A 24,192-nucleotide genomic window follows, 5' to 3' on the forward strand; every position below is an offset into this window, starting at 1 on the left:
CCGTGAGCAACAACGACGTGAGCGACAACGGCATCTCCAGGAGGCGGCTGCTCGGCACCGCGGGCGCGGCCGGAGCCGCCGGCCTCGCACTCGGCGCCACGGGTGTGTACGCAACAGCTTCTGACGCCGGTACGTCCGCCTCCTCGGGCGCCCAGGCCCTGACGTCCGTCGGCTCCACCGCCGTCCCCTTCCACGGCAAGCACCAGGCCGGCATCACCACGCCCCTCCAGGCCCGCGGCCACCTCGTCGCCTTCGACCTCGCCCCCGGCGCCGGACGCAAGGAGGCAGCGGCGCTGCTGCGGCGATGGTCGGCAGCCGCGCGCACGATGATGGCGGGTGACCCATTCGGGGACGCCGACACCGGTGTGGCGCTGGACGCGGGCCCCTCCTCGCTGACCATCACCTTCGGCTTCGGACGCACCTTCTTCGGCCGTACGGGACTGAACGCGCGGCGCCCAGCCGCCCTCGATCCGCTCCCCGACTTCTCCTCCGACCACCTCGACGCCCGCCGCAGCAACGGCGACCTGTGGGTACAGATCGGCGCCGACGACTCCCTGGTCGCCTTTCACGCTTTGCGAGCGATCCAGAGAGAGGCCGGCGACGCCGCCCGGGTGCGGTGGCAGATGAACGGTTTCAACCGTTCCCCGGGGGCAACCGCGCAGCCCATGACAGCCCGCAATCTCATGGGACAGATCGACGGTACGGGCAACCCGAAGCCGTCCGAGGCCGACTTCGACCGGCGGATCTTCGTGCCCGCGAACGCCGCGGGAGCCGAGGGGCCCGCGTGGATGGCGGGCGGCTCGTACGCCGTCGTACGCCGCATCCGCATGCTCCTCGACGACTGGGAGAAGCTGCCGCGCGGCGAACAGGAAACGGTCATCGGCCGCCGCAAGAGCGACGGAGCGCCGCTGACGGGCGGCAGCGAGACCACCGAGCTCGACCTCGACAAGACCGGCCCCGACGGCAAACTCGTCATCGCCTCCAACGCCCACGCCCGCATCTCCGCGCCCGAGCAGAACGGCGGCGCGGCGATGCTGCGCCGACCGTTCTCGTACCACGACGGGATCGGTGAGGACGGGACGCCGGACGCCGGACTGCTCTTCATCTGCTGGCAGGCGGACCCCCTGCGCGGCTTCGTACCGGTGCAGCGCAAGCTCGACCGGGGGGACGCTCTTTCGCCGTTCATCCGACACGAGGCGAGCGGGCTGTTCGCGGTGCCGGGCGGGGCGCGCGACGGGGAGTACGTGGGGCAGCGGCTGCTGGAGTCCTGAGGGAGGGAGGGGGTGCGGGAGGCGGGCGGCACAAGTACGCACGGCTTGCTTCGTACGGCGCATTAAGGTGACCGTATGTCGGCAACGCGCTATGCCTATCTCGGTCCCGAAGGCACCTTCACCGAGGTCGCCCTCCGTACGCTCCCTGAAGCCGCCACCCGGGAGCTCGTCCCGATGGTGTCCGTACCGGCCGCTCTCGACGCGGTACGCAACGGGGAGGCAGCGGCAGCGCTCGTACCGATCGAGAACTCGGTCGAGGGCGGGATCAGCGCCACCCTCGACGAGCTGACGTCCGGCGAACCGCTGATGATCTACCGCGAAGTGCTGCTGTCAATCACCTTCGCGCTGCTGGTGCGTCCCGGTACGAAGCTCGCGGACATCAAGACGGTCACCGCGCACCCCGCCGCCCAGCCGCAGGTGCGCAACTGGATGGCGGCGAACCTGCCGGACGTCCTGTGGGAGTCTGCGGCGTCGAACGCGGACGGCGCGCGGCTGGTCCAGGAGGGCCGGTACGACGCGGCCTTCGCGGGTGAGTTCGCGGCGGCGACGTACGGCCTCGAACCGCTCGTCACCGAGATCCATGACGCCGTGAACGCGCAGACCCGTTTCGTGCTGGTCGGGCGGCCCGCGCGGCCGTCGGCGCCGACCGGGGCGGACAAGACGTCGGTGGTCATCTGGCTGGGCGACGACCACCCGGGTGCGCTGCTCGAACTGCTCCAGGAATTCGCGGTGCGCGGCGTCAACCTGATGTTGATCCAGTCGCGGCCGACGGGTGCGGGGATCGGCAACTACTGCTTCGCCGTGGACGCCGAGGGTCATATTTCCGAGCGGCGCGTGGGCGAGGCGCTGATGGGTCTTAAGCGGATCTGCCCGAATGTGCGTTTCCTCGGGTCGTATCCACGGGCCGGAGTGACGCCCCAAGAGGTGCGGTCTCTGCGGCCGGGGACCTCGGACGCCGAGTTCGTGGCGGCTGCGGAGTGGCTGGCCCGGAGCCAGGACGGCCGGGCCTGATCGTTACCCACAGAAGTTATCCACAGGGCCGGTTCTCGACCTGGGGACAAGTCGACAACGTATCCCGACATCGTCGACAAATCTGTTCACAGACCTCTCTTCCGTCCACAGGACGGCAGGTCGGGCCCTGTCACCTCAATTCCATTGATCAACTCTTTAGAGCGAGCAATTCCCACCCGAATGAGTGTGTGAAGAGGGTTTGAGCGGGGAATCCTCCGCCCCTCATGCACCTTTCGGAACGATCTCTTCCGGCGTCCACAGATCTTTCGCACAGCCTGTGGATAAGTCACTGGAGTCGCCCATTCCTGTGGACAACCAGGTCGCCAACTCCCGCTTGAGACAAGGGGAAAGCGTCAACGGGGCCAGTATGAACTGCCCTGTTTCAGGGAATAGCGCCTGTTTTATTGACGCGCACCGGCGGCGCCGAGGTGGCCGCTCCACAGGATTCCGATTTAGGGCAATACGGGCAAAGTGCCACGCAATGCAATATCAAGTCGATCGGCGGAAGCGGTCGCAGGTAGCCTGGTGGGGTGATTGACCTTCGCCTGCTCCGTGAGGACCCCGACCGTGTTCGCGCCTCCCAGCGCGCCCGTGGAGAGGACGTCGCCCTCGTCGACGCCCTCCTCTCCGCCGACGAGCGGCGCAGGTCGTCCAGCGTCCGCTTCGACGAACTCCGCTCCGAGCAGAAGTCGCTCGGCAAACTCATTCCCAAGGCCTCCGGTGACGAAAAGGCCGAGCTGCTGAAGAAGGCCGGCGAACTCTCCGCCGCCGTCAAGGCCGCCGACGCCGAACAGGACGAGGCCGCCGAGGAGTCCAAGCGCCTGCTGCTCCAGCTCGGCAACATCGTGCACCCCGACGTCCCCATTGGCGGCGAGGAAGACTTCGTCGTACGGGAAACCATCGGCACGCGGCGCGACTTCGCGGCCGAGGGCTTCGAGCCGAAGGACCACCTGGAGCTCGGCGAGGCGCTCGGCGCGATCGACGTCGAGCGCGGCGCCAAGGTGTCCGGCTCGCGCTTCTACTACCTGACCGGCATCGGCGCGCTCCTCGAACTCGCCCTCGTCAACGCGGCGATCGCGCAGGCCACCGAGGCCGGCCTGATCCCCATGCTGACGCCGGCGCTGGTCCGGCCGCGCGCCATGGAGGGCACGGGCTTCCTCGGCCAGGCCGCCGAGAACGTGTACCACCTGGAGAAGGACGACTACTACCTGGTCGGCACCTCCGAGGTCCCCCTCGCGGCGTACCACATGGACGAGATCATCGACGCGGACAAGCTGCCGCTGCGGTACGCCGGATTCTCGCCCTGCTTCCGGCGCGAGGCCGGGACGTACGGGAAGGACACCCGGGGCATCTTCCGGGTGCACCAGTTCGACAAGGTCGAGATGTTCTCGTACGTCGCCCCTGCCGACGCCGAGGCGGAGCTGGACCGGCTGCTGGCGTGGGAGAAGCAGTGGCTGTCGTCGCTGGAGCTGCCGTTCCAGGTGATCGACGTGGCCAGTGGTGATCTGGGCTCGTCGGCCTCGCGCAAGTACGACTGCGAGGCGTGGATTCCGACGCAGGGCAAGTACCGCGAGCTGACGTCCGCTTCGAACTGCCTGGAGTTCCAGTCGCGCCGGCTGTCGATCCGCATGCGCGACGGCAAGAAGGTGCAGCCGCTCGCGACGCTGAACGGCACGCTGTGCGCCGTACCGCGCACGATCGTGGCGATCCTGGAGAACCACCAGCAGGCAGACGGTTCGGTGCGGGTGCCTGAGATCCTGCGGCCGTACCTCGGGGGACGAGAGATCGTGGAGCCCATCTCCAAGTGAGCACCGCCTCCCGCCCGTTCCCGCCCAAGCCGTTCCCGTACAAACTCGTCGCGACCGACCTCGACGGGACGCTGCTGCGCTCCGACGACACGGTCTCGGCCCGTACGCGCGAAGCGCTCGCCGCCGTCACGGCGGCGGGCGCGGCCCACATCGTCGTCACCGGGCGCTCGGTCCCCTGGACCCGGCACATCCTGGACGATCTGGGCTACGAGGGCCTCGCGGTGTGCGGCCAGGGCGCGCAGGTCTACCACGCCGGTGAGCACCGGCTGCTGACCTCGGTGACGCTCGACCGGCAACTGGCCGGGCTGGCGCTGTCCAAGATCGAGGCGGAGACGGGCCCGCTGGCGCTCGCCGCGAGCCGCGACGGCCTGGACGGGGAGGTGCTGGTCGGGGCGGGTTACCGGGTGCAGGAAGGCCCGCTGCCGTACGTCGCCTTCGAGGACCCTTCGCAGCTGTGGTCGGCGCCGCTGAACAAGGTCTACATCCAGCACCCGGACCTGGACGACGACGAGCTGGCGCGGATCGCGCGCCAGACGGTCGGCAGCCTGGTCGACGTGGTCATGGCGGGCGCCGGAGTGGTGGAGCTCCTGCCGCTGGGCCTGAGCAAGGCGACGGGTCTGTCGCTGGCGGCGCGGCGGCTGGGGCTCAAGGCCGCGGACACGATCGCCTTCGGCGACATGCCGAACGACATACCGATGTTCGGGTGGGCGGCGCACGGCGTGGCGATGGCCAACGCACATGACGAGCTCAAGGCCGTGGCGCACGAGAGCACGGCGTCGAACGACGGGGACGGCATCGCGGTCGTCCTGGAACAGCTGCTGGGCGGCTGAGCTTTCCGTTCACCACCGGTGGTTCTGCCGGTTGGTCTACCGGTGGCGAGTGTTGGCCGGGTCGGCACGTCACCGGCCAACACTCCTCCCCCGTGAGTGGTGCGTCACCCAGTGTGCCTGTGTTTGCCGGGTGACGCCATCGTATTTTGCGAGTTGTAGGATGACTGGGCAACCGGATGACATTGGGAGGCCGGCATGGCGCTGCGGGCGGCGGGACGGCAGTCCCTGGTGGACACCGTCGTGGACGAGTTGCGGGCCCAGCTCGCCGAGGGCGAGTGGGCGGTCGGCGACCGCATCCCGACCGAGCACGAGCTCGCCGAACAGCTCGGCGTAGGCCGCAACACCGTGCGCGAGGCGGTGCGCGTGCTGGTGCACGCCGGTCTCCTGGAATCGCGGCAGGGCAACGGCATCTTCGTCCGATCGGCCGCCGACCCGGCGGCTGTGCTGCGCGGCATGCGGCACGCGGGCGTACTCGACGTACTGGAACTGCGGGTCGCGCTGGAGGCCGAGGCGGCGCGGCTGGCGGCCGTACGACGCGACGAGGCGGACCTGCGTGCGCTGCGCCACGCCCTCGCCGAGCTGCATGAACAGGGTGACCGGGCTGCGGATGCCGACCTCGCCTTCCACCTCGGCGTCGTCGAGGCGACGCACAACGCGGCGTTCACCGAGGTCTACCGCTTCTTCTCCACCCAGGTGCACGAGACGCTGGTCACCGCGCTCGGCGACCACGAGATGCCGCCGATCGACCTCGCCGCGCACGGGACGCTGCTCGACGCGATCGAGAGCGGAGATCCGGTGGCGGCGGAAGGGGCCGCGCGGGCTGTGCTCCAGGTGCCGATCGATGTGGTGACTGCTCTGACCGCCGCCACCCCCTGATTCCTTCGTTTCTCCCTCCCTGAAAGGTGTGTGCCTTGTCGCGCCCGAATTCCGATCAACTCCTCCTGGACGCCGGGGCCGACGTACGGCCCTCGGCTCAAGGGGCGGCCACGAGAGGGGCGTTGCTCGCCCGTCCGGTGGTGCTGCTGATCGGGATCGTGCTGGCTTCGGTCAACATGCGGGCGGCGCTCGCGAGTGCGTCGCCGCTGGTGAGTGAGATCGGCGAGGCGTTCGGGCTGTCGTCGACGGCGACCAGCCTGGTGACGTCGGTGCCGGTGCTCTTCCTCGGCGTGGGCGCGATGGTGGCGCCGTGGCTGGGGCGACGGTTCGGCACCGAAGTGGTGCTGTTCTGCGCGCTGTTGCTGCTGGGCGCGGGGATTGTGGTGCGGGTCGTTCCCACCGTGGCGGCGCTGTACGGGGGCAGCCTGCTGATCGGGCTGGCGATCGCGTTGCTCAATGTCCTGATGCCCGGCCTGATCAAGCGGGACTTCCCGGGCAGGGCCGCCTCGATGACGTCGGTCTACACCGGTTCGATGATCGCGGGCGCGACGGTCGCGGCAGCAGCGTCGGTGCCGCTGGAGAGGGCGTTCGGCGGCAGTTGGGAGGCGTCGCTGGCGTTCTGGTCGTTGCTGGCCGTGGTCGCCGCGGTGGCGTGGCTGCCGCAGGTGCTGATCGCCCGTGGCCGTACGGGACATGAGGTACGGGGCGTCGTACCGGCGGGCAGTGACCGTAGCCGCGTCCGCACCCACATCCGCGCCCGCAGTGTGTGGCGGTCGGCGCTGGCATGGCAGATCACGCTCTTCATGGGGCTGCAGTCACTCTGGACGTACGTCCTGATCGCCTGGCTGCCGACGATCTTCACGGACCACGGAATGAGCCGCTCCACAGCCGGTGTGGTCTTCGCCTTCAACAACCTCATCCAGGTCGCGGGCGCGTTCGTGGTGCCGCTGCTGGCCGGACGTATGCGCAGCCAGCGGCCTCTGATCGTGCTGGTCACGACCCTGGTCGCGGCCGGTTACGCCGGCCTGATGACCACCCCGGTGTCGGGCGCCTGGCTCTGGGCCGCGGTGCTCGGCGTCGGGCAGGGCGGTGCGGTGGGCCTGGCCCTGACGCTGATCGTGCTGCGCTCGGGTGACGCGGTGACGGCGGCCCGGCTGTCCGGGATGGCGCAGACGGTGGGTTACCTGCTGGCCGCGGTGGGTCCGCCGGCGGCGGGCGCGGTGTACGAGGCGACTGGAGGCTGGACGCTACCGATAGCCCTGATGCTGGGGGTGTGCGCGGCAGCTCTGATGGTCGGCCTCTTCGCGGCGCGCGACCGCAAGGTGTAGCAGGCTGGTCCTCGTGACCAAACCTGATGTGCGAGTGCGCAGGGTGTACGAGCCGCCGTCCGCCGGCGACGGTACGCGCGTCCTGGTCGACCGGCTGTGGCCGCGCGGCCTGAGCAAGGAGACGGCGGAGGTCGACGAGTGGCCGAAGGCCCTCACCCCGTCGACGGAACTGCGCCGCTGGTACCACGGGCCTTCCGGAGAGTACGAGGAATTCTGCCGGCGCTACGAGTCCGAGCTCGCCGGCCCCGAAGCGGCCGCGGCCCTGGATGACCTGCGTACGCTCGCGAAGGCGGGCGGGATCACGCTGCTGACCGCCGCCAAGGACCCGGACCGCAGCCACACCGCCGTACTGCGGCGGCTGCTGCTGCGCTGACTTGAGAGTGGCCCGGGGTCCTCGACGGCGGCCGGGTATCAGCTGCGCTTACGCCGCCGCTGGCTGCGCTCCAGGGCGCTCAGCCGGTGGGAGACGTCGTCCAGCCTGCGGTCCATGCGGTGCTCCATGCGCCGCATGTCGTCGGAGAGATCGCAGAGCCGGTTGCTGATGGCGCCGACCACCTGGTTGGTGGTTTCGAGCCGCCGGTCGAGGCGGTCGAGCCGTACCGAGATCCCGTTGATGACGGGGCCCAGCTCCTGAAGCGCGCGCCCCACGGTGTCGAGGTGGGACTCGACCTTGGTGACGCGCCGGTCGAGCGAGGCATCGCCCGCGCGCCAGCCGCTTTCCTCGGCGTCGAGGAGGTACGTACGGACGCACCGGGCGATGTCGCTGTCGCGAAGAAGCATCGCGACGTTGAGGACGGCCCGGCGGGTGTAGAGCGTGAGATTCGTGGCCGCCTGTGGATAACTTGTCCCCAGATTGTCGCTCCAGAGGGACAGGATGTCCCTCTGGAAGATGCGCAGGTCATCGCCTCGCAGTACTTGCAACCCGTTCTCGTTGAGTTCCTCCCGATGGCGCTGGACGACCTTCTTCAGGACCTCTGTGGATACTTCGAAGTACCGGGCCACGTCCTCTGTGCGGACGTAAATTCCGTCCGGGAGCATGACAAGCGCCTTGACCTTGTCGAGGACGTCTACGCGCCCCTGATGCTCGTCGCGCATCGTGCGCGATTCGAGCAGGGTGACTTCTGACGGCATGAGCATGCCTTCTGTTCGTGAAAGCCGACGATGGACAGCCCTGTCCCCGGGCTTTTAGGGGTGGAGGACGCTCAAGGTGGCTACTCACTCTGGTGACCGGCCCGGATCCGCTCCAGTACCGGCAATCCCCAAATTCACGAACGCTCGACGTCTCAGATTCCTGTTGCCTCCACGCGTGGTGAACAACGAGCCGATAAACGTACAGTTACGCGGAAAACGCATCAACCCCCGCCAATGAAGCGGGGGTTGATGGAGGTGACGCTTCCGCTTACTCCTCGCCGGCCAGCGTGAGCGTGCGGAGCTTCTGGCCCGCGTACCACGTCGCCGCCACCGTGACCGCCGCCAGCAGCACTGCCGCCGTCGGCAGGGCGACGTCCGAGGTGATCGTGCCGTTCGCGCCGATGCGTTCGGCCAGGGACAGCGCCCACTGCTGGACGCTGAGCGTGCGCGCGCCCGGCACGAGACTGCCGAAGAGCGTCTCCCAGACCAGCGCGTAGACGAGGCCGAAGACCACCGCGTGCCGGGTGACCGTACCGAGCAGCAGGAACATCGCGCTGTACGCGATGGAGGCGACCAGCGCCGCGACTGTGTAGGCGATCGCGATCTGTCCGCCGTTGCCGTTGAGGATCAGGCCGGCGATGAAGGTCGGGATCGCGGAGAAGGCCATCGTCACGGCGATCGCGACGATGAGCTTGGTGAAGATGATCGTGGGCCGCTTCACCGGCTTGGCGAGCAGGTAGACGATCGAGCCGTCGTCGATCTCCGGACCGATCGCCCCGGTGCCCGCGATCACGCCGATCAGCGGGACCATCGTGGCGATCGCGAAGCCGCCCAGGACGTCGGAGGCGATCTGGTCGTCCGCTCCCGTGAGCAGCCGTACCGCGCTCGCGATGACGATCAGCAGCGCGGGGAGGACGAAGAGGATGGCGGCCCTGCGGCGGCCGAGGAGGGCCCGGTAGGTGAGCCGGGCGACTGTGGGTTCGTACATGATCGCTTCAAGCTCCTTTCAGGCCGCTACGAGGTAGGAGAAGACCGATTCGAGGGACTCGTCGGAGGGCGAGACCGTCAGCAGCCGGATGCCGTGCGCGCGGGCGACCTGCGGGAGCAGTGCGGTGAACCGGCCGAAGTCGACGGCCTGAATGCGCAGCGCCCCCTCGGCCAGGTTCACTTCGATGCCTGCCGTCGACGGGTCCGCGATCAGCGCGGCGGCGAGTGCGCGGTCGTCGCTGGAGCGTACGAGATAGCGGTGCGGGCGGTCCGTCATCAGGCGGCGGATCTTGCGGAAGTCGCCGGAAGCGGCGTGCCGTCCGGCCACGATCACCTCGATGTGCGAGGCGAGCTGCTCGACCTCCTCCAGGATGTGGGAGGAGAAGAGGACCGTACGGCCCTCCGCGCCCATCCGCCGCAGCAGGTCCATCAGCTGCATGCGCTGGCGCGGGTCCATGCCGTTGAACGGCTCGTCCAGGAGCAGTACCGACGGGTTGTGGACCAGGGCGGAGGCCATCTTCACGCGCTGGCGCATGCCCTTGCTGTACGTCGCGATCTTGCGGTCCTGCGCGTACTCCATCTCGACGGTCGCGAGCGCCTTCTGTGCCGCTTCCGCAGTCAGGCCGTGCAACTCGGCGTTGGCGACGACGAATTCGCGTCCCGTGAGGAAGTCGTACATCGCTTCCCTCTCGGGCACGATTCCGATCTCCTTGTAGACGGACTCGTTGCGCCAGATCGGCTTGCCGTCGAGGGTGACGGTGCCGGTCGAGGGGGCGAGGAAGCCACCCATCATGTTGATCAGGGTGGACTTTCCGGCGCCGTTGGGGCCGAGGAGTCCGGTCACGCCCGGTGCGACGCGCAGTGTGATGTCGTTGACGGCCACCACGTTGCCGAACCAGCGGGAGGCGTGGTCGATGTCGATAGTGGTCACAGCCCGACCTTTCGGTAGCGGCGCATCAGCACGGCGTACGAGCCGCAGACGAGCGCGAGGACGGCGAGCAGGTAGACCACGCCACTGCCGGCCGAGGGGCCTTCCCCTCCGGGGAAGGCTGAAGTGGCGCCGAGGAAAGCGGTCTGTACGCCGTCGATGAGTGTGACGGGCGAGAAGAGCCCGAGCCACTCGACGGCCCCGGTGGAGCCCTGGTCCCAGGCGATCGCCTGGACGGTGGACACCGCGCCGTACGAGATCGTCAGTACGGCGATGACGGCGGCCACTCCGAAGCCGCGTCGCGGGGTGAGGGCGGCCATCACCAGGCCGAGGCCGGCGAAGAGGACGGACAGCAGTGCCACGGAGACCAGCCCCTGTGCGAACGCCTTCGTCTGGTCCGCGAAGTCGAATTCGGCGAGCAGCGCACCGGCGTACAGGATCACCAGAGGGGTCGCCGTGAGGATGAAGAGGGCCGACGCCATCGCCGCGAACTTGGCGAGGACGTAGTCGGCGCGCTCGATGGGGCGGGAGAAGTACAGCGAGACGCTTTTGAAGCGCAGGTCGCGCGATACGGACTGCGGGGCCTGGGAGGCCAGGTAGAGCCCGATGACGGCCTGCATGACGATCGCGTAGCGCGTGTACTCCAGCGGCAGGTCGGTCATGGTGGGGACGGAGACGGCGACCGCGACTATGATCGCCGCGACCAGGCACATCACCGCGAAGAGGATCATCGGCAGCACTTTGGACTTGGCGCTGCGGCCCAGTCCGTACGCGCCGCGCAGGGACTGCGAGAAGAGCGAGCGGCGTGCGTACGCCCGGCCCAGGCGGGGTCCGTCGTACGACCGGTAGCCGATGTTGTGGATACGGGCCGGGTCGGTGCCCGGTGCACCGTTCGGTGTCGTGAGGTCAGCTGCCATCGCGGCTGTCTCCCTTCTGCGGCATGGCGGCTGCGACGGGCTCGCGGGCCTCGACGGCTGCCTCTGTGCCTGCTTCCGCGTGCTCGTTGGTGCGGAAGACCTCCGCGATGTGGTGCCTGCGCTGTTCCATCCGTACGAGCCCGATTCCGAGGTCGGCGACGGCGTCCCGCACCAGGTCGTACGTCTGCTCACCGGTCGCTTCGATGAGCAGGATGTGGCCCGCGCCCGGCAGGCCTTCCTCCGCGCTCGCGTGGAGCGTCACTCCCGCGGCGGTCAGGGCTTCGCGCAGGGCGCCCGTACCGTCCGGATGGGTGTCGCTGTCCGTCACTTCGACGGCGAGCGTGGCCGTGGTCTGCGTGAAGTCGCTGGTGGAGCTGGAGCGGAGCAGCTTGCCGCCGTCGATGACGACGACGTGGTCGCAGGTGCGCTCGAGCTCGCCGAGGAGGTGCGAGGTGACCAGGACCGAGATGCCGAAGTCGGTGTAGACGCGGCGGATGAGGCCGAGCATCTCGTCGCGGCCGACCGGGTCAAGGCCGTTGGTCGGCTCGTCGAGGAGGACGAGTTTCGGGTCGTGGACCAGGGCCTGGGCCAGTTTCACGCGCTGCTTCATGCCGGTCGAGTAACCGCCGATGGGACGGTAGCGCTCCTCGTACAGGCCGACGTGGCGCAGTGTGTCGGCGGTGCGCTCGCGGGCGGCGGTCGGCGGGAGCCCCGACATGCGTGCCATGTGGACGACGAACTCGGTGGCCGAGACGTCGGGTGGCAGCGCGTCGTGTTCGGGCATGTAGCCGACCTGCTCGCGGATGGCGCCGCCGCTGGTGGCGACGTCCAGGCCCAGCACGGCAGCGGTGCCCTCCGTGGCGGGGGACAGACCCAGCAGGATCTTGATCAAGGTGGACTTGCCGGCTCCGTTGGCGCCCACCAGGCCGGTAACACCGGGTCCGATGTCCAAGGAGAGCCGGTCAAGAGCGGTCACCCTCGGGAACCGCTTGCTCAGGCTTTCGGTCGCGATCACAGTCACGTTTTTGAAGGTAGTGGCGCGGACCACATCACGCGTCAGACCAGGCGGCTGGATCGGTGTCCGACTCAAGGCGTACGGGCCCGTAGGGGGCGGCGGTCCGGCGTGAAGTTTCCACAGGTAACACCCGACCCCTTGACGTCGCCGCCGGGCATTGTCACATTCATCAGTGTCAAGTTACGTACGCGTACCGCAACACGGGACGGACAGGTGGCATGGCTTCAGCAGCAGTCTCAGCAGTCTCTGCGTCGCAGAGCGAACCCACGGCGCAGCTGCGGGGGTTCCGGGAGGTGCAGCGCCTCGCCTACGCCTGCGCGGAAGCCGTCGCGGCCCAGCTCAAGCCGGGGGTGACGGAGCGCGAGGCGGCGCGGATGCAGCGCGACTGGCTGCGCGAGCGGGGCGTGAAGGACTGGTTCCACTTGCCTTTCGCCTGGTTCGGGGACCGTACGGCCTTCGTGAATTTCCGGGTGCCGTTGCAGTTCTTCCCGACGAACCGGCGGCTGGAGCCGGGGATGCCGTTCATCCTCGACATGGCCCCGGTCTACCAGGGCTTCACCTCGGACATCGGCTACTCGGGATGCCTCGGCCTCAACCCTGTGCACGACAAACTCCTCGCCGATCTCGAACCGCACCGCGAGCTGATCCTGCGCGAGGTGCGCGAACGGCGGCCGCTGCGCGAAATCTATGAGGACGTCGAGCGGCTCATGGCCCGCCAGGGGTACGCCAACCGGCATCGCGCGTACCCCTTCGGCGTCATCGCCCACAAGGTCGACCGGGTCAAGGAGCGCCGCTGGTCGCCGCATCTCTTCGGGTTCGGCACACAGTCGCTGAAGGGGCTGGCGAGCGACGCCCTGCACGGGCACCGCGACGGCTGGTCGCCGCTGTGGAGCCCGTACAAATTCTCCGACCACCCGCCCCGGCCGGGCCTGTGGGCGGTCGAACCGCACCTCGGATTCCGGGGTACGGGCGCCAAGTTCGAAGAGATCCTGGTGGTGACGGACTCCAAGGATCCGGAGCAGAGCGCGTTCTGGCTCGACGACGATCTGCCGCACGTGCGGCGCTGGGCAGAGGAGAAGTCGGCGTGAGTATCCAGGGAGCCACCGAGCGGTGGGTGCGGACGGGCGGAGTCGAGCTGTGCGTCGCCGAGCTGGGCGATGCGGCGCGGCCGACCGTACTGCTGGTGCACGGCTATCCGGACAGCAAGGAGGTGTGGACGGAGGTCGCTGGGCGGCTCGCCGAGCACTTTCATGTGGTGCTGTACGACGTACGGGGCCACGGCAGATCGACCGCACCCCAGCCGCTGCGCGGCGGTTTCACGCTGGAGAAGCTGACGGACGACTTCCTGGCGGTCGCGGACGCGGTGAGCCCGGGCAAGCCGGTGCACCTGGTCGGGCACGACTGGGGATCCGTGCAGGCCTGGGAGTTCGTCACGGTCAAGCGGACTGAGGGAAGGATCGCCTCATTCACGTCGATGTCCGGTCCTTGCCTGGACCACTTCGGGCACTGGATCAAGAAGCGGATGGCACGGCCGACCCCGCGCAGGGCCGCCCAGCTGCTCGGGCAGGGCGCCAAGTCCTGGTACGTGTACATGCTGCATACGCCCGTGCTGCCGGAGCTGGCCTGGCGGGGCCCGCTCGGCAAGCAGTGGCCCAAGATCCTCCAGCGGGTCGAGAAGGTGCCGGCCGGTGACTACCCGACGGCGTCCCTGCCCCAGGACGCGGCGCACGGCGCCTGGCTCTACCGCGACAACATCCGCGCCCGGCTGCGCCGGCCGCGCACCGACGCGTACGCCCACGCCCCCGTCCAGCTGATCACGCCGACCGGCGACATCTTCCTCTCGGAGCGGCTGTACGACGACCTGGAGCAGTGGGCGCCGCAGCTGGTGCGGCGCTCGCTGCCCGCCAAGCACTGGGTGCCGCGCACCCGCCCCGATCAGCTGGCGGCGTGGATCAGCGAGTTCGTCACGGCCAACGAGGACACAGCGGCAGGGGTGGCGCCCAGGGAGACGGCGGCGAGCGGCCCGTACGCCGACCGGTTCGGTGGCCAGCTCGTCCTGGTGACGGGCGCGGCCAGCGGCATCGGACGCGCCACCGCCTACGCGTTCGCCGAGGCCGGGGCGCGGATCGTGGCCGTCGACCGGGACGCGGAGGGCGCGGCCCGCACGGCGGAGATGGCCCGGCTGATCGGGGCGCCGAAGGCCTGGGCAGAGACGGTCGACGTCAGTGACGAGCAGGCGATGGAGAAGCTCGCCGAGAAGGTCGCCACCGAGTACGGCGTCGTGGACGTCCTGGTGAACAACGCCGGGGTCGGCATTTCCGGCTCCTTCCTGAACACCACCTCGGAGGACTGGAAAAAGGTCCTCGATGTGAACCTGTGGGGCGTCATCCACGGCTGCCGCCTCTTCGGCAAGCAGATGGCCGACCGGGGCCAGGGCGGCCACATCGTCAACACCGCGTCGGCGGCGGCGTACCAGCCGTCAAAGGTCCTGCCCGCCTACAGCACCTCGAAGGCTGCGGTGCTGATGCTGAGCGAATGCCTGCGGGCGGAATTGGCCGGCCAGGGCATCGGGGTCAGCGCGATCTGTCCCGGGCTCGTGAACACCAACATCACATCGACCGCACGGTTCGCCGGGGTCACGGTGGCCGAGGAGAAGCGCAGGCAGCAGAAGTCGGCGCGCCTGTACGGGCTGCGCAACTACCCGCCGGAGAAGGTCGCCGACGCGGTCCTGAAGGCCGTCGTACGCAACCAGGCGGTCGTGCCGGTGACGCCCGAAGCGCGCGGCGCCCACTTCCTGTCGCGCTTCGCACCGAAGACGCTGCGCGCGATCGCCAGGCTGGAGCCGCCACTGTGAGCACCGACGAGCAGTACGCCATCACCCCGCGCCGGGTCTCCTTCGACTGGCGCGAGACGCCCCTGCACTGGATACCGGACGAGCCCACGGCCACGCACGTGATCAATGTGCTGCATCTGCTGCTGCCGGCAGGGGAGCGGTGGTTCGTCAGGGTCTTCAAGGAAGCGCTGCCGCTCGTCCGTGACCCGCGACTACTGAAGGACGTCAAGGGGTTCATGGGGCAGGAAGCGACGCACAGCGTGCAGCACGCCTATGTGCTGAACCACCTGGCCGAGCAGAACCTGGACACCGGCGCGTACACGAAGCACGTGGACTTCCTCTTCGAGAAGCTCCTCGGCGAGGCGCCTCCCTTCGGGGTGCCGATACCGGCGCAGGAGTGGCTGCGCTTCCGGCTGTCGCTGGTCGCCGCGATCGAGCAGTTCACGGCGGTCCTGGGGAACTGGGTGCTGCACGCCGAGGGCCTGGACCACGCCGACCCGGACGCCGTGATGCTCGACCTGCTGCGCTGGCACGGCGCGGAGGAGGTCGAGCACCGGGCCGTGGCCTTCGACATGTACCAGCACTGCGGGGGCACGGGGCTGCCCCGGTACGTCCGCCGCGCCGAGGGGATGGTGGTGGTCGCCCCGGTGCTGCTGTGGCTGTGGGCGTGGGGAGCGGCGTATCTGATACGCCACGATCCGCAGCTGGCGGGCCGGCTGCGGTACTCGCTGCGCGAGCACAACAGGGCGGTCGCCAAGGGCCTGCTGCCGACCTGGCGCGAGCTGGGCGCCGCGATACCGCGCTACTTCCGGCGGTCGTACCATCCCTCGCAGGAAGGCTCGCTGCGCAAGGCCGTCGAATACCTCGCGACCTCGCCCGCGGCCCGTGCCGCGGCGGGGGCGGTGGGACGGGCGGCGATGTCATAGGTGAGAAGGACAAGGGAGTGAAGGCGTGAGCGGGTCCGGGCAGCGGGCAGCCGAGTACCGGATCGAGGACCTCGCGCACCTCAGCGGTGCCACGGTCCGTACGATCCGCGCCTACCAGGACCGCGGGCTGCTGCCCAAGCCGGAGCGGCGCGGGCGGTCCAATGTGTACGGGGACACGCATCTGGCCCGGCTCCACCAGATCGCCGGCCTCCTCGACCGCGGCTACACCCTGGCCAGCATCAAGGAGCTGCTGGAGGCGTGGGACGCGGGGAAGGGGCTCGGCGGGGTGCTCGGACTCGTCACCGAGGTCGACGGTCCGTGGACGGACGAGGAGGCGGACCGGATTTCGCGTGCCGAGCTCGACGAGCGGTTCGGCGGAAAGCCCGACGACGCTGCGGTCGACGAGGCGGTCGAACTCGGGGTCCTGGAGCGCATTCCTGGGCGGGAGGACGAGTTCCTGGTGCCCTCACCTCAAGAGCTCGCTGTGGCGGTGGAGTTGCACGCGGCCGGCGTTCCGCTGCCCGCGATCTCGGGTCATCTGCGGGAACTTCGCGGGCAGGTGGAGCACATCGCCGCTCGTTTCCTGGAGTTCACTACCGAGCATGTCTTCGCCCGGTACCTCGGTCACCGGCCGCCCACGGACGCGGACGCGGCGGAGGCGGCGACGCTGGTGCGGCGGCTGAGGCCGCTCGCCCAGCAGACGGTCGACGCGGAACTTGCCCGCGCGATGCGGCTGTTCGCCACCCGCCACCTCCAGCAGCACCTCGGCGCGGAAGCGCCGCCCGTAACCGACTCGGAGCCCGCCACGGTGACACTCCCCGAGGAAACAATGCGCGCTGTACGACGGCTGGTTGGGCCCGGCAATGCTGCTGCCTTCATCGCTGCGGCGACTGAACGCGAGGTACAAGCCCGGGCATTGGATGCGTTTGCCGCAAATCACCGAACAGCGGGAGAAGTTGACCAAAGCACCTCAAATCGCATGTGACTTGTCCACAGGGTCGTCAAATCCCTTGTGGAAAAGTCAACTTGACTGTGGATCAAACCCGGACGACCAAATCAGTGGCGTGACGATCGTCTCGCCGGGCACTCTGACGCGATGGACGAAAGACGCACCACGAAGGTCTCGAAGTACCTCTCGAAGCACCTGCGGCATCAGCCCGAACGGATCGGGATCACGCTCGACGAAAACGGCTGGGTGGCGATCGACACCCTCCTCCGGGCCGCGGCCGCGCACGGCTTCCCCATCACCCGCGCGGAACTCGACCACGTCGTCGCCGTCAACGACAAACAACGCTTCGCGATCAACGGCCCCCTGATCCGCGCCAGCCAGGGACACACGGTGGAAGTCGACCTGGGGCTCCCGGAGGCCGAGCCGCCGGCGTACCTCTACCACGGCACCGTCGCCCGCAGCCTCGATGCGATCCGGACCGAGGGCCTGCGCCCCATGGCCCGGCACGACGTCCACCTCTCACCCGACCGCGAAACCGCCACCCGCGTCGGCGCCCGGCGCGGCCGCCCCGTCGTCATCAGCGTGCACGCCGGAGCCATGTACCGCGCCGGCCATGTGTTCCGGGTGAGCGCCAACGGCGTATGGCTCACCGCGTCCGTACCGCCGGAGTACCTGCGCTTCCCGAGCTGAGGCCCCTCCTGTCGGCCCTCAGCCCAGCGTCAGCCAGTGCAGGCCGTGGCGCTCCGCCGCTGTGCCTTCGCTCGCGGACATCGGCAGCCGCCCGGTCGCCTTGCGCAGGAACGTCGTACGGTCCCAGCCAGCCCCCGCCACGGTCACCGGCCTGTCGTACGGGCGCCCGTCGAGCAGCAGCCGTGCCACCACGTCCGCCGCCTCACCGGTCGGCCACGGCGGGTGGCCCAGCCCCGCCGCCACGTCGAAACCGTGCACGCACACCTCGACGACGCGGGTGACGAGGAAGTCGGACAGCAGCATCGCGTCACCGTGCCGGGTACGGACCTGCCGCTCCGGCGGCTCCTTGGCGCAGGCGGCGGCGACGGTGCGCCAGACGGCGTCGAAGTGCTCCGCCAGCGCCCGGCCGTCGTCATACGAGCCGGCGGACTCCTGAGCCGCCCCGATCCGTACTTCGTTGACGCCCGGCGAGAAGCGCTCGTCCGGCGCGTAGTAACCGGCAGCCGTCACCAGCGCACCCGACGGCTCGGGCTCGGGCTCCGCCAGCATCACGCCGACCCGGCCGACGGCGGCCGTCAGGTGGGCGAACACCTCACGCACGGTCCAGGGATCGCACGGGCTCGGCCGGTCCCACTCCGCTTCTGGGATTCCGCAGACCTTCTCGTACAAGCGCTGCGATTCGGCCCTGAAGGCCGCCAAAACCGTTTCCCCGTTCATACGGAACACCCTAGGCAGTCCGGATGATCTTCGGCATGGAACGCCCGCACTTTCCTGGTCACAAACGTCAGGAACTGAGCTGAGCCAGTCCCTCCGTCGCTATCTGCTCGAAGACCTTCTCGTCGGCCGCGAAATCCGAGTCGGGGATGGGGGCGTGCAGGACGATCTCGGTGAAGCCGAGGGCGAAGTGCCTGCCCGCGAAGTCGACGAAGGCTTCGAGAGACTCCAGCGGACCGCTCCGCTCCGGGGTGAAACCGGTGAGCAGGATCTTGTCGAGCTCGCCGGCGTCCCGGCCGATTTCGGCGCAGGCCGTGCCCAGCTTGGTGATCTGGCCGCGGATGGCCTCCAGCGACTCGGCGGGCGTACCGGACTCGAAGAGCTTCGGGTCGCCCGTGGTCACCCAGGCCTGGCCGTATTGGGCGGCGAGCTTCAGCCCGCGCGGGCCGGTCGCGGCGACGGCGAAGGGAAGCCTGGGCCGCTGAACGCAGCCGGGGATGTTGCGGGCCTCGACGGCGGAGTAGTGCGTGCCCGCGTGGGTGACGGCGGGCTCGGTGAGCAGCCGGTCCAGGAGGGGCAGGAATTCGCCGAAGCGGTCGGCGCGCTCGCGCGGCGTCCAGGGCTCCTGGCCGAGGGCGGTGGCGTCGAATCCGTTGCCGCCGGCTCCGATGCCGAGCGTGACGCGTCCACCGGACACGTCGTCCAGCGTGATCAGGTCCTTGGCGAGGGTCACGGGGTGCCGGAAGTTCGGCGAGGTGACGAGGGTGCCCAGGCGCATGCGCGTGGTCGCCCCGGCGGCGGCGGTAAGGGTCGGCACGGCGCCGAACCACGGGCCGTCGCGGAAGGTCCGCCAGGACAGGTGGTCGTACGTGTACGCGGCATGGAAGCCGAGCTGCTCGGCCCGCTGCCAGGCGTCACGGCCGCCCTGCGACCAACGGTGGATGGGAAGTATCACGGTACTCAGACGCATCCCCCGACCCTACGCGGGACCCGGCCCGTGCTGGGCGGGCCCCAAGGGCCGGGGGCTGCGCATGGGTCAGCTCAGTTCCTCAGCTCAGGTTCTTGAGGTTGCCTTCCACCGCCCGCAGCAGCCGGCGTGCCTCGTCGCTGTCGCTCGCGCCCAGCTCGGCCGCCAGCTCGCGCAGGCGGCGAAGGGCGTTCTCCGACCGCCCGAGTCTGTTCTCGTTCCAAGCACAACGCAGCGCACAGTCCACTCGCTCCCGCAGCGCCTCCGCACCGGAGGCCGTGAACGCGTCGATCGCCTTCTCCCAGAGGACCGCCGTCTCCCGGCGCACGGCGTCGACCTTCTCGTCCTCGTCCCCCTCGGCCTCCTCGTCCTCCTCGGCCTCGTCGTCGTACTCGTCCTCGTCATATTTGTAGAGCTGTGCTTCCAGCAGTTCCGCCAGCTGCGCCCACGTCCGCGCCCGCTCCACCAGCAGTTCCTCGGGGCCGCCCTCCAGCGCCTCGAGCGCCTGCTCCATCAGGGCCCGCGCCCGTACGACGGCTTCCGCGTCCGGTTCCTCGCCGCCCACCTCCAGCCAGGCGAGCGAGCGCAGCGCCCTGACGTACGGGACGGTCTGACCGGTCGGGCGCCACAGCTCCAGCGCTCGCGCGTACGCCCGCTTCGCCTCATCCACCATCCCGCCGCCCGCGAGGCATTCCGCGGCGTGGGACGCCAGCTTCGCCTGTGGCCCCTGGTCGTCCCAGCCCTTGGTCACCTCGGCGGCCTGGAGGTACTGCTCGGCCGCTCCGCGCCAGTCGCCCAGGCCGCGCAGATTTTCGGCGAGCGTCTCGCGTGCCCGCACCGCCCGTTCCTCGCCGTGCTCCAGCAGGTCGGGCAGCGCGGACTCCAGCACCTCCGCGGCCTCCGCCCGCCGCCCGCTCTCTCCGTAGGCCTGGGCCAGGATCAACCGTGCGTACGCTCCCGCGCCCGCCGTGTCGCCCGCGGCGTCGAACCAGTGCGCGGCCTCCAGGGCGTACGTCGCCGCCTCCTCCTCCTTGCCGTCCTGGTGGTAGAGCGCCTCCGCCAGCGCCAGGCGTACGGCGCCCAGCTCAGCGGGGTCGGTCAGCTCCGCGCTGTGGGTGACGGCAGCGCGCGCCGGCTCCTCGGCCTTCTCGAAGCGGCCGTGCATCATCCGCAGCCTGGCCAGCCGTCTCAGCGGCCGCGCGCTGTCCCACAGGCGCCCGGTGCTGACGCTGCGGTCGGCGGCGGACGAGAGGAGAGCCTCGACACGTATCCAGTCCCCGTCCTCCCACGCGTCCTCGGCGAGCATGATCTCGACGTCGGCCAGCATGTCGTCCACGCCGTCCACCGCGCCCGTACCGCCGTGGGCCGCGTACCGCTCGAAGAAGTCCGAGAGCGCAGCCGAGGTCAGGGCGCCGTCTTCCGCGTGACCGTCCTCCCCATCGCCGTGTTCCCGATGGCCGTGTTCCCGGTGGTCCAGGAAAGAGCCGGCCTTGATCCGAATCAGCTCCGCGCTCGCCATCCGCCGCAGCCGCGCGGGCTCCGCCGGATCCAGGGCCTCGGCGGAAGCGACCGCCGCGTCGAGCAGTTGCCGTACCTCCGCCGCCTCGGCGCCCTCCTGGAGCGCGGCGAGGGCGAGGCCGATCTCGCCGAAGGCGGCCCGGCCGGGCTCCCCCACCGCACGGTACGCCAGGACCGCTTCCGCGAAGAGCTTGCGCGGCGACTGCTGAGACTCCCGCCCGGCGCGCACCGCACGGTACGACAGCAGGTCGGCGGCGAGCAGCGCGTCCGGCTCGTCGCCCCCCTCCGCAACCGCCTCAGCGACCCGTTCCCAAGCCGCGGTGGTCCCCGGATGCCCCAGCGCACGCAACCTGCGTGCCTCGGCGACCAGTTCCTGTACGTCGCCGCTCACCGCCGGGGCGGGAGCGGAGACCACGCCCACCGCTGCCACGCCGGGTCCGGCCAGCACCGGACTGCGTACCCCCAGCGGCAGTGCGTCCAGCAGTGGCTGCCGCTCCAGCCGCTTGGTCCGCGCGTCGGACACGACCGTGCTGCCGTTGCGCTCGTCGAAGAGCTTCGCCCGCGCCGCGCCCAAGGGGGCCAGCAGCCCGTGGAGTTCGCCTACGGTGCGCTGCTCTCCCTCGTACGCGACGGTGGGCCTGTCCCCGTGCCCAAGAGTGATCAGTCGGCCCAGCAGCACCAGGACGCCCGTGACGAAACCCAGCCGCCCTTCGAGCTTCTCGCTGTTGCCCAGATGCGGACCGTGCTCGGCCAGCAGTTCCAGACCGCGCGCCTCGTTGCCGGTGAGCGCGCAGAACTCGATGTGCAGGCCGATGGAGGAGAGCAGGCTTTCGTTGCCCTTCGCCATCCGGTAGCCGCGCAGATGATTTGTGCGCGCCTGGTCGAGGCGTCCCAGTGCGACCAGGGGCAGCAGAGACTTGGCGAGCACCCGGTGCGGCTCTTCCGCGCAGGTCAGCCGCCCGGCGAGGACCGGCTCCCAGACCTGGAGCGCCTTCTCGTACTCGTCCTGGGCGGCCCAGTAGCGGCCCTGGTCGTTGAGCTCGCACGCGTGGCAGTCGCTCATGCGGGTGCGCTCGGCGGCGGTCCATGCCTCGAAGGCGCGCGCGGCCCGCTCGGTGTCACCCCTGTTCTCCGCGACGTGCAGCTCCACCTTGCGCACCGGGCCCTCGGAGTACCCGGCGATCCGGTAGCGGCGTTCCATCTCACCGAGCCACTTCTCGATGGAGGCCATCGGCACCTCAGGCAGGCTCAGCATCCCCGAACTGGCCCATTTGAAGAACCAGTGCAGGCTGTGGGTGTCGGACCTGTCGAAGCCGGACGGGTCGCGGTCCCATTCCTGGAGCAGCCTGGCGAACGGCACCAGCATCTTGCCGCGCTCGGTGCTGTATTCGTACGCGTTGATCAGGCCGAACAGCGCCTGGCGCAGCAGTTCCCGGTCGCCGGTCTGCTCGGCCGCCGCGACGATCTCCTCGCCGCGTGCGTTGCGCAGCGGGCCGTTCGGGGCGCTGCGGTTCTCCCAGAGCGCCTTGCGGACGGCGTCGGGGGACGGGGGCACGGGGCTGGTCACTGCTGGTCCTCCGAGGACGCGGCGGGCGGGGTGGTGGCAGTCGGGGTGGTGACCGTCGGGTGGGTGGCCCATTCCAGGAGTCCGAGGAAGGCCCGGTTGAGCAGGGACGTGTCGGTAGGACGCAGTGGCCGCTGTGCCATCAGCAGGGCCTGCCCGTACAGCGACTCGACGGCGGTCCCGGCCAGTTCGGCGTCGGGGATCGCGGCGATGCGCCGGACGAGCGGGTTGTTGTGGTTGAGGACGAGGCGTGCGCGGGGTGCGGAGCCGCGCAGCGCTCCGAGGATGTCGCTCCACAGCGTGTCGGCGTCGGCCTCGGCCTCGGCCCGGTCCCGCTCGTGGCGTGCCTCGCGGTCGTCGAGGTGCAGCGCGGGCACGGTGACCGGCTGGAAGGCGCGCAGCGCCACGTCGCAGCCGAGCGGGTCGAGGCGGGTGCGGGCGGTGGCGAGGAAGCCGGCCAGCGCCAGCTCCTGCTGCGGCCCGACCGGGTCGAGATGCGCGGTGACGGCGCCCGCGTCGAGCTCGGTGACCTTGACGCCGGCCCTGATCTGCGGAAGGAGAGCGATGAGGTCGGCGTCGTACGTGTAACCGCAGTTGACCACACCCAGGCCGTGAGCGGCGGCGATCGGGGCGACCTGGCGGAACTCCTCGACCGTACGCGTGAAGTGGACCTCGGGGTGGGCGCGTACGAACTCGTCGAGCGTGACGCGGCCGTCGCTGGTCTCGAACGGGAGCCACGGCAGCATCAGTTCCAGCAGCTCGGCGTCGTGCCGGGCGAGGGACTTCACGCCGAGGTGGTGCACGGTGAGGAAGGCGGCGAGCCGGGCCGGGTCGCCCGCGGCCAGCTCGGTCAGCCACTGCCTGATGCGAACGCCCAGGGCCTCGCGTACGGCGGCGAGGGTCTCGTCGTCGTACAGGTTCTCGCGGGACGCGGTCGGCCGGAGCGTGTCCGTGTCGAGGACGACACGTACGAAGAAGGCCCAATCGGGCAGCAGGTTGTCCGCCCCGTCGGTGAGCAGCATGCCTTTCAAGTACACGCGGTGGGAGGCGCGGTGGGCCGGGCTGGTCGCGGCCGGCAGGACGTACGCGACGCCGCGCACGCCCGCTACGGGGATGTCCAGGTCGATCGAGTCGAGCGGTGTGAAACCGAAGACCTTGGCGCAGTGGCCGGCCAGGGCGACCCTGCGGGCGGTCGGCGTCGGGTACGGGCGGTCCCAGACGGCGGGCCGGTCGGTGATCTCACGGACGACGCCGTCTGGCCCCGCGAAGGTCACCTCGTACGGAAGCAACGAGCCGAAGTCCCGAGCGAGTTCCTCGACGCGCTTGGGAGCCGCCCATTCCTCGGCGCCGGGCCTGGGCTCCAGATGAACGGTGGTGCCGGGCTCGGGGCGGGCCTCGTGGGGGAGCGTACGGACGGTGTACGAGCCGTCGTCGGTGGCCAGCCACTCGACGGGCGGCTGGTCGGGCGTACGCGCGGAGCGTGAGACGACGCGGATCTGCCGGGCCACGACGAAGCAAGCGAGCAGCCCGATGCCGAACTGGCCGAGGAACTCCTGGCGGGCGCTTTCGAGTCCGTCGCGCTTGGAGCTGCGGCCGATGGTGGCGAGGAGGGTGTGCACCTCGTCGGCGGTCAGGCCGATGCCGGTGTCCTCGATGCTCACGGCGGACCCGGTGGCGGTCAGCCGGATACGGACCGGGGCGGCCGGGTCGTGCGCGAGGCGCGCGGTCGCCGCGTCCACCGCGTTCTGCAGGAGCTCGCGGACGTAGACACGCGGGCTGGAGTAGAGGTGGTGGGAGAGCAGGTCGACGAGGCCTCTGAGGTCCACCTGGAAGGTGTTGACGGAGGCGCTGTCATGGGCCGTGCCGTTGGCATTGGCGGCGGCGTTGGCATCGGAATGGGCAGCAGGCAGGTTCATTGGGTCACCTCGC

21 protein-coding genes are annotated in these 24,192 nt (G+C 69.9%); 12 read left to right on the plus strand and 9 right to left on the minus strand.

The genetic code is table 11. The features are described from left to right. Positions 1-2 precede the first annotated feature (2 nt). The 7 genes from efeB to J7E89_RS16405 all read left to right on the plus strand — a co-directional run bounded on the left by efeB (position 3) and on the right by J7E89_RS16405 (position 7,497). Positions 3-1,271, plus strand: a complete 1,269-nt coding sequence (efeB, locus tag J7E89_RS16375) for an iron uptake transporter deferrochelatase/peroxidase subunit (protein ID WP_214974190.1) — start codon at positions 3-5, stop codon at positions 1,269-1,271. A gap of 75 nt (positions 1,272-1,346) precedes the next feature. Further along, on the plus strand, positions 1,347-2,282 hold the full coding sequence (gene pheA, locus J7E89_RS16380) for a prephenate dehydratase (protein WP_214974192.1): 936 nt from the start codon (positions 1,347-1,349) through the stop codon (positions 2,280-2,282). 530 nt (positions 2,283-2,812) lie between these two features. Next, positions 2,813-4,090: a serine--tRNA ligase gene (gene serS, locus J7E89_RS16385; protein WP_214974194.1), complete on the plus strand. Its 1,278-nt coding sequence runs from the start codon at positions 2,813-2,815 to the stop codon at positions 4,088-4,090. Next, entirely contained in the window at positions 4,087-4,920 is an 834-nt protein-coding gene (locus tag J7E89_RS16390; RefSeq protein WP_214974195.1) for an HAD family hydrolase, read from the plus strand. Before serS ends, J7E89_RS16390 begins: the two co-directional genes overlap by 4 nt. A 195-nt stretch (positions 4,921-5,115) precedes the next feature. Further along, positions 5,116-5,796: a FadR/GntR family transcriptional regulator gene (locus J7E89_RS16395; RefSeq protein WP_214974196.1), complete on the plus strand. Its 681-nt coding sequence runs from the start codon at positions 5,116-5,118 to the stop codon at positions 5,794-5,796. A gap of 35 nt (positions 5,797-5,831) precedes the next feature. Next, complete coding sequence (locus J7E89_RS16400; RefSeq protein ID WP_214974197.1) at positions 5,832-7,124, plus strand: MFS transporter; 1,293 nt, start codon at positions 5,832-5,834, stop codon at positions 7,122-7,124. 13 nt (positions 7,125-7,137) lie between these two features. Then, positions 7,138-7,497, plus strand: coding sequence for a DUF488 family protein (locus tag J7E89_RS16405; RefSeq protein ID WP_308315502.1), 360 nt, complete (start codon positions 7,138-7,140; stop codon positions 7,495-7,497). A gap of 38 nt (positions 7,498-7,535) precedes the next feature. Here the strand turns inward: J7E89_RS16405 and J7E89_RS16410 are convergent, their stop codons facing one another. From J7E89_RS16410 to J7E89_RS16430, 5 genes are all read right to left on the minus strand, one after another. After that, positions 7,536-8,255, minus strand: coding sequence for a hypothetical protein (locus J7E89_RS16410; protein WP_214974198.1), 720 nt, complete (start codon positions 8,253-8,255; stop codon positions 7,536-7,538). 268 nt (positions 8,256-8,523) lie between these two features. After that, positions 8,524-9,243, minus strand: a complete 720-nt coding sequence (locus tag J7E89_RS16415; RefSeq protein WP_214974199.1) for an ABC transporter permease — start codon at positions 9,241-9,243, stop codon at positions 8,524-8,526. Positions 9,244-9,261: 18 nt separating this feature from the next. Beyond that, complete coding sequence (locus J7E89_RS16420; RefSeq protein WP_214974200.1) at positions 9,262-10,173, minus strand: ABC transporter ATP-binding protein; 912 nt, start codon at positions 10,171-10,173, stop codon at positions 9,262-9,264. Beyond that, the gene (locus J7E89_RS16425; protein WP_214974202.1) at positions 10,170-11,087 is read right to left on the minus strand and encodes an ABC transporter permease; all 918 of its coding nucleotides are present in this window, start codon (positions 11,085-11,087) and stop codon (positions 10,170-10,172) included. Before J7E89_RS16425 ends, J7E89_RS16420 begins: the two co-directional genes overlap by 4 nt. Beyond that, a complete protein-coding gene (locus J7E89_RS16430; RefSeq protein ID WP_308315503.1) occupies positions 11,077-12,108 on the minus strand; it encodes an ABC transporter ATP-binding protein in 1,032 nt (343 codons plus the stop codon). The genes J7E89_RS16425 and J7E89_RS16430 overlap by 11 nt, the downstream gene beginning before the upstream one ends. A 212-nt stretch (positions 12,109-12,320) precedes the next feature. Between J7E89_RS16430 and J7E89_RS16435 the strand changes: the two genes are divergently transcribed. From J7E89_RS16435 to J7E89_RS16455, 5 genes are all read left to right on the plus strand, one after another. Beyond that, positions 12,321-13,190, plus strand: coding sequence for a M24 family metallopeptidase (locus J7E89_RS16435; RefSeq protein WP_214974204.1), 870 nt, complete (start codon positions 12,321-12,323; stop codon positions 13,188-13,190). After that, positions 13,187-14,956, plus strand: coding sequence for an SDR family oxidoreductase (locus tag J7E89_RS16440; protein ID WP_214974206.1), 1,770 nt, complete (start codon positions 13,187-13,189; stop codon positions 14,954-14,956). The genes J7E89_RS16435 and J7E89_RS16440 overlap by 4 nt, the downstream gene beginning before the upstream one ends. Continuing rightward, positions 14,953-15,861 (plus strand): metal-dependent hydrolase, encoded by a 909-nt coding sequence (locus tag J7E89_RS16445; RefSeq protein ID WP_214974208.1) that lies wholly within the window; start codon positions 14,953-14,955, stop codon positions 15,859-15,861. Before J7E89_RS16440 ends, J7E89_RS16445 begins: the two co-directional genes overlap by 4 nt. Positions 15,862-15,886: 25 nt before the next feature. After that, positions 15,887-16,846, plus strand: a complete 960-nt coding sequence (locus J7E89_RS16450; protein WP_214974209.1) for a MerR family transcriptional regulator — start codon at positions 15,887-15,889, stop codon at positions 16,844-16,846. Between the two features lie 111 nt (positions 16,847-16,957). After that, positions 16,958-17,500, plus strand: a complete 543-nt coding sequence (locus J7E89_RS16455) for an RNA 2'-phosphotransferase (protein WP_214974210.1) — start codon at positions 16,958-16,960, stop codon at positions 17,498-17,500. Between the two features lie 18 nt (positions 17,501-17,518). Here J7E89_RS16455 and J7E89_RS16460 read toward each other — a convergent pair whose 3' ends face one another. The 4 genes from J7E89_RS16460 to J7E89_RS16475 form a co-directional block, all read right to left on the minus strand. Further along, on the minus strand, positions 17,519-18,217 hold the full coding sequence (locus tag J7E89_RS16460; protein ID WP_214974211.1) for a maleylpyruvate isomerase N-terminal domain-containing protein: 699 nt from the start codon (positions 18,215-18,217) through the stop codon (positions 17,519-17,521). A gap of 67 nt (positions 18,218-18,284) precedes the next feature. Further along, on the minus strand, positions 18,285-19,184 hold the full coding sequence (locus tag J7E89_RS16465) for an LLM class flavin-dependent oxidoreductase (RefSeq protein WP_214974212.1): 900 nt from the start codon (positions 19,182-19,184) through the stop codon (positions 18,285-18,287). 79 nt (positions 19,185-19,263) lie between these two features. After that, on the minus strand, positions 19,264-22,266 hold the full coding sequence (locus tag J7E89_RS16470; protein WP_214974213.1) for a tetratricopeptide repeat protein: 3,003 nt from the start codon (positions 22,264-22,266) through the stop codon (positions 19,264-19,266). Beyond that, the gene (locus J7E89_RS16475) at positions 22,263-24,179 is read right to left on the minus strand and encodes an HSP90 family protein (protein ID WP_214974214.1); all 1,917 of its coding nucleotides are present in this window, start codon (positions 24,177-24,179) and stop codon (positions 22,263-22,265) included. The genes J7E89_RS16470 and J7E89_RS16475 overlap by 4 nt, the downstream gene beginning before the upstream one ends. Positions 24,180-24,192 lie beyond the last annotated feature (13 nt).

This window comes from Streptomyces sp. ISL-100, assembly GCF_018614615.1.
Lineage (GTDB): Bacteria > Actinomycetota > Actinomycetes > Streptomycetales > Streptomycetaceae > Streptomyces.

What these genes read in the sequence shown, in the direction of transcription:
- pheA (WP_214974192.1), top strand. Translation starts at nt 1,347, where the DNA reads ATGTCGGCAACGCGCTATGCCTATCTCGGTCCCGAAGGCACCTTCACC.
- J7E89_RS16395 (WP_214974196.1), top strand. Translation starts at nt 5,116, where the DNA reads ATGGCGCTGCGGGCGGCGGGACGGCAGTCCCTGGTGGACACCGTCGTG.
- J7E89_RS16410 (WP_214974198.1), bottom strand. Translation starts at nt 8,255, where the DNA reads ATGCCGTCAGAAGTCACCCTGCTCGAATCGCGCACGATGCGCGACGAG.
- J7E89_RS16415 (WP_214974199.1), bottom strand. Translation starts at nt 9,243, where the DNA reads ATGTACGAACCCACAGTCGCCCGGCTCACCTACCGGGCCCTCCTCGGC.
- J7E89_RS16425 (WP_214974202.1), bottom strand. Translation starts at nt 11,087, where the DNA reads ATGGCAGCTGACCTCACGACACCGAACGGTGCACCGGGCACCGACCCG.
- J7E89_RS16435 (WP_214974204.1), top strand. Translation starts at nt 12,321, where the DNA reads ATGGCTTCAGCAGCAGTCTCAGCAGTCTCTGCGTCGCAGAGCGAACCC.
- J7E89_RS16455 (WP_214974210.1), top strand. Translation starts at nt 16,958, where the DNA reads ATGGACGAAAGACGCACCACGAAGGTCTCGAAGTACCTCTCGAAGCAC.
- J7E89_RS16460 (WP_214974211.1), bottom strand. Translation starts at nt 18,217, where the DNA reads ATGAACGGGGAAACGGTTTTGGCGGCCTTCAGGGCCGAATCGCAGCGC.
- J7E89_RS16465 (WP_214974212.1), bottom strand. Translation starts at nt 19,184, where the DNA reads ATGCGTCTGAGTACCGTGATACTTCCCATCCACCGTTGGTCGCAGGGC.
- J7E89_RS16475 (WP_214974214.1), bottom strand. Translation starts at nt 24,179, where the DNA reads ATGAACCTGCCTGCTGCCCATTCCGATGCCAACGCCGCCGCCAATGCC.